The organism is Protofrankia sp. Cr2 (genome assembly GCF_963555885.1).
GTDB lineage: Bacteria > Actinomycetota > Actinomycetes > Frankiales > Frankiaceae > Protofrankia.
Window position 1 is genome coordinate 2,122 of record NZ_CAUVXG010000105.1, and the last position, 4,437, is coordinate 6,558.

The following is a 4,437-nucleotide window of genomic DNA, read 5'->3' on the forward strand; positions in this document are numbered from 1 at the left end:
GCCGACGGAGGTATCGATGGGCCACCGGAGACCGCCGGGTGTGCTGCCTCCCGTGCGGGCGAGGACGCACACCCGGCCAGACAGCACAATGCCACGGCAACGATCCAGCGGCGGGCGGGTCGAGGACGCCCGACCCGGGCATTGAATCGCAGGGACATTCCCCGACCTTCCTGTCGCTGCCCGGCCAAAGGCCGCGCGATCCTGTCCTTTGCGCGGCCGGAGGCCCCAAGAGAACCATGGCCAAAGGCCGCGCGATCCTGTCCTTTGCGCGGCCGGAGGCCCCAATGGAATCAGGATGCGCAGACGGTCTCGCCGCGAGAAGCTGTCTTTCCGGGTCCGGCGAGATGCTTGCTGTCCACGCCGATTACCGTGAGCGGGCCGAATCCGGCTGCTCGCAGGAAATCACAGTCGACCGCGCGGCCACCGGGAGCGACCTTCGGAACACAGACGTTGGAATTACCGCCCGCGTCCGCGTAGTTGTGGTCACAGCCGTCCACCCACAGTGTCGCCGGGGACGGTCTGCCATTTCCATGTGGCTGCACCCGACCGCTGAGGTCCCGGTTGCCGGGACCTACGGAATGCTCGACCGCGACCACACGGACCTGCCCGCCGGCCCGTGTGCCCGACGTCGACCCGGTCACGCGCAGGGTGACGAGCAGGCCCACGGCGACGCACAGCACGGCGGCCGCACCGAGCAGGATTCTTTTCCTGGTCATCCGACATGCACCCACTTGGCCACGGACGGTACTCCGTTCATATCCTGGGCGAACATCATGTAATAGCCGGCCGGCAGCAGGTTCGGGTTGTCCGGCACGGTCACGCTGATGTCCGTGCCCGTTCCGGACAGCGGCAGGTCGACACTCCGCTGGTTCGGGTCGGACTGATGAGTCACCGACGCCGGGCGAATCAGTGTGACGCGACCGATGTTCCCACTCACAGCCAATTTCTGCGTCGATCCGTAATCGAACTGGTCGCCGGCGTTGGAAATGGTCGGGCGGTCCCTGGACATGTACCAGGGGGAATAGATGGAGATACCGAGGTCGAAATCACCGGTGGCCGGGTTGTTCCCGATGGTCGCCACCCGGCCGTCCGGCAGCAGGAATGCCTCCGAGTGGTACATCCGATCGGCGGGGTCGGCGGGCAGCGATGTGAAGGCGTTGGCGACCGGGTCGTACATGGACGCCTCATGTACGGCGTACTGGGGATAGTTGTGCTTCGCGCCGCCGGTCTCGAACACCTTGCCGTCGGGCAGGATGACGGCGTTCACATACATCTTCGCCGCCGGCAGGTCCGGCCCGGCCGTCCACTGCGGATCTTCCTTGCTCAGGTCGATGATGTCCGTATGGTTTGTCGGGTCGAGGTCGCTGTAGGAGTTTCCGCCGCCGAAGTCCGCCACCTTCTGGGCCTGGGCCGGCGGCAGGAGCACCGTGGCGCCCTGATCCCGGAAATCGATGTCCCGCAGCCCCGGTACATCAGTGATCGTCCCGGTGTCGACGTCGTAGATCTCAGACCCCGAGGTGTCCGGGAGCGCATTGCCGAAGGTGTGCGTACCGGCGTAGAAGAGCCGGCCGTCCGACATCAGCACCATGTTGGGGTACAGACCCCAGTAGAAGTATGTCTGCGGTACCTCGTTGAACGGCTTCCACTGGCCCTTCGTCGGGTCGAACATCTCGACGGCGACGTTTCCGGAACCGTTCTCGTTGAGCCCACCCGTGGCGAACACCGAACCGTTTCCGAGGTTCACCAGTGACGGATACCAGTGCCCACCGCCCGGTGTGTCGTTCGTCTTGGTATACGTGCCGGTCATCGGATCGAAGATGTAACTGCTTGCCAGACCTTTGTAGTTCGTGGTGGGTGTGGGGTAGGCGAGGGTACCGCCAGCCAGCAGGATCCGTCCGTCGGGAAGCTGGGTGTGCCCGACGCAGAAGAGATCCTCCTGGGTGGGGACATCGGCGAAATCGCCGTTCGACGGATTCCAGATCTTCGAGACGAACTGGTTGTCTGCCGCCGCCGTCCCGTTGTTGCCGGATCCGGCGACGAGCAGAACGTTCCCCGTGCGCAGCACCGTGGCGTGTACCGAGCGGACCGGAGAATCGTAGGGCAGAGTCTGCCAGGAACCCTGACAGTCACCCGTGCAACCACCCGGTGGCGGCGGCGGAACGTCCCCCGCGGCTCCCCCACCGGTGTAGCCGGCCCGCACGAGCCCGCCGCCGCCGCCCTGGTAGTACTCGACGCTCACGACGTGCTTTCCGGCGGTGACCGGCGCGGTGGCCGTGTACGTGGTCGGCCCCTGGTCCTGCCATTGGTTGATGACAAGCGTGCCGTCGACATAGACCCGGACGCCGTCGTCCGCCGTCACCGTGAACGTGCTGTTCCCGGCCCTGAACTGGTCGGTCCGACTCCAGCGCGCCGAGAAGTTGTACGGTCCGACGCCATCGACACCGGGCCCGTTCTCACCGTAATCGTAACTGAGTGTGCTCTCACAGCGTTCAGTTTTCGGTGCTCCCGACAGGGTTCTGTTGGGAAAGTAGGACGCCGCCCACTGAGTGGACAGGCAGGTCAACGACGACGGCGGAGCCGCGGCGGCGTACGACACCTGGGCGACTGCGCCACCGCCGTGCTCGAAGTACTCGACTTTGACCGTATGGTCGCCAGCCGTGACCGTCGGGCTGGCGGTGAAGGTGGTCGGCCCCTGGTCCCGCCACTGGTCGATCACCAGGGTGTCGTCAATGTAAACCCGAATGCCGTCGTCGGCCTCGGCGGTGAACGTGACGGTGCCGGCCGAGAACTTCTCGGTCCGGGTCCACCGAACCGAGAAGTTGTCCGCATGGATGCCGGGGACGTCCGGTGTGCCGGTTCCCCAGTCATGGCTGATGGCATCCTCACACCGCCCGCGCGGAGCACCGGCAAGCGCCGTCCCGGAGAAATACGCCGCCGTCCACTGGGCGGGCGCACAGCTCGACGGGGGCGGCACCGGCGGGGCGTAGCTGAACTCGGCACGAGCCCCACCGCCGTTCTGGTAGTACTCCACGACTATCGTGTGCTGCCCGGCTGCCACCGAGGGGCTGGCGGTATAGGTGGTCGGCCCCTGGTCCTTCCATCCCTCAATGACGGTACTGCCGTCCAGGAGAACGCGGATTCCATCGTCCGCGGTCGCGGTGAAGCCGTACTCACCCGGCTCCAGGTAGACCGTACGGGTCCACCGGACCGAATACCCGGACCCGCCCAGACCCCCGATTCCGGGCCCCACCTCGCCCCAGTCGAAACTGATGTCGTCGTCGCAACGCGAGCCCACTGCCGGCCCAGCCAGTGTCATGTTGGAAAAATAGTCGCCGGCCCATTGTGTGTCCGGGCAGCTGACAGCTTTCGCCGTGCCTGGATTGACGACTAGCAGCGCCGCGAACTGGATGGATGCGATCCCGAGAAGTCCCGTCAGGACACGCCTGCGTCCCGACCTCCGACGTCCTCCCCTAAACATTTCCACCACTCCTGGTCGGGATTGTCCGCCGGATCATGCCTCGGCCTCCCCGGTGGCCCCGGTGATCGACCGTCTGCGCCGCCAGCCGGGCGACCGGAACGGGTTTCGCACTGTCGGTCGATGCTCGCCGTAGACGATCCGGTCGACCAACACGTAACGAACAGACACAGCGATTGCCAGGGTCGTGACGGTGGCCGTCTCGACGCTGATATGCCACCGCTCCACAAACAGTCCGAGCAGCGGGAGGCGGACGACTAGATCGACGTTGTTCAGTAGTGCGAACGGCAGGTAACGGCGAAGTCTGGACTGGTTTCCGCGCTCCCAGACGAGCAGGTCACAGCCGACGAAGTTCCACAGGATGGCGACCTGGGTAGCGATCACCGCCGCGGGCAGATAATGCATGCCACCGTGGTGCAGAAACGCCGTTCCGAAAACGTTCGGGAACGTCCCGGATGCGCCTACGAGCGCAAACCGCGCCGCCCGGGGCAGCCGGAGTGAGAACAGCCGCCGTGCAAAGCGGACCCCCTCGGACATCGAGGCGTTCGACGATCCGGCATGCCGTTCGCCGAATACGTAGCCGACCTCCACGACGCGCAGGCGACCGGAACGAACCAGCAGCTCAAGCAGGATCTTGTACCCGTCCGGCCGGAGCCGGTCGAGGTCCAGCGCCGCGATCCGGACGAGGAAGAACCCGCTCATGACGTCGGACACGCCACGCAGCCGCAGCGGGAAAAGCATACGGGACAGCAGGTTCGCACCGGATGACACGAGTCGACGGCGCCCGTTCGCCAGGCCCGAGGCACTACCGCCGTGGACGTAACGGCTGCCGACGACAACATCGACGTCGCCGGAGCCGGCCGCTGCGAAGAGCTCTGGAATCACCTCCGGTGGATGCTGCAGATCACCATCGAGAATCACCGCATAGTCGGCGTGACAGAGCCGGATGCCTTCGGTGACTG

The 4,437-nt window shown here is 65.7% G+C and carries 3 protein-coding genes; all 3 read right to left on the reverse strand.

The window, feature by feature from the left end:
* Positions 1–290: 290 nt before the first annotated feature.
* Positions 291–716: a hypothetical protein gene (locus U9978_RS23630; RefSeq protein WP_322763353.1), complete on the reverse strand. Its 426-nt coding sequence runs from the start codon at positions 714–716 to the stop codon at positions 291–293.
* Positions 713–3,478, reverse strand: coding sequence for a PA14 domain-containing protein (locus U9978_RS23635; RefSeq protein WP_322763354.1), 2,766 nt, complete (start codon positions 3,476–3,478; stop codon positions 713–715). Before U9978_RS23635 ends, U9978_RS23630 begins: the two co-directional genes overlap by 4 nt.
* A gap of 33 nt (positions 3,479–3,511) precedes the next feature.
* Positions 3,512–4,437, reverse strand: a 926-nt coding sequence (locus U9978_RS23640; RefSeq protein ID WP_322763355.1) for a GtrA family protein, incomplete at its 5' end; no start/stop codon positions are given.

Excerpts from the sequence above, each read along its gene's own strand:
- U9978_RS23630 (WP_322763353.1), bottom strand. The coding sequence starts at position 716 with ATGACCAGGAAAAGAATCCTGCTCGGTGCGGCCGCCGTGCTGTGCGTC.
- U9978_RS23635 (WP_322763354.1), bottom strand. The coding sequence starts at position 3,478 with ATGTTTAGGGGAGGACGTCGGAGGTCGGGACGCAGGCGTGTCCTGACG.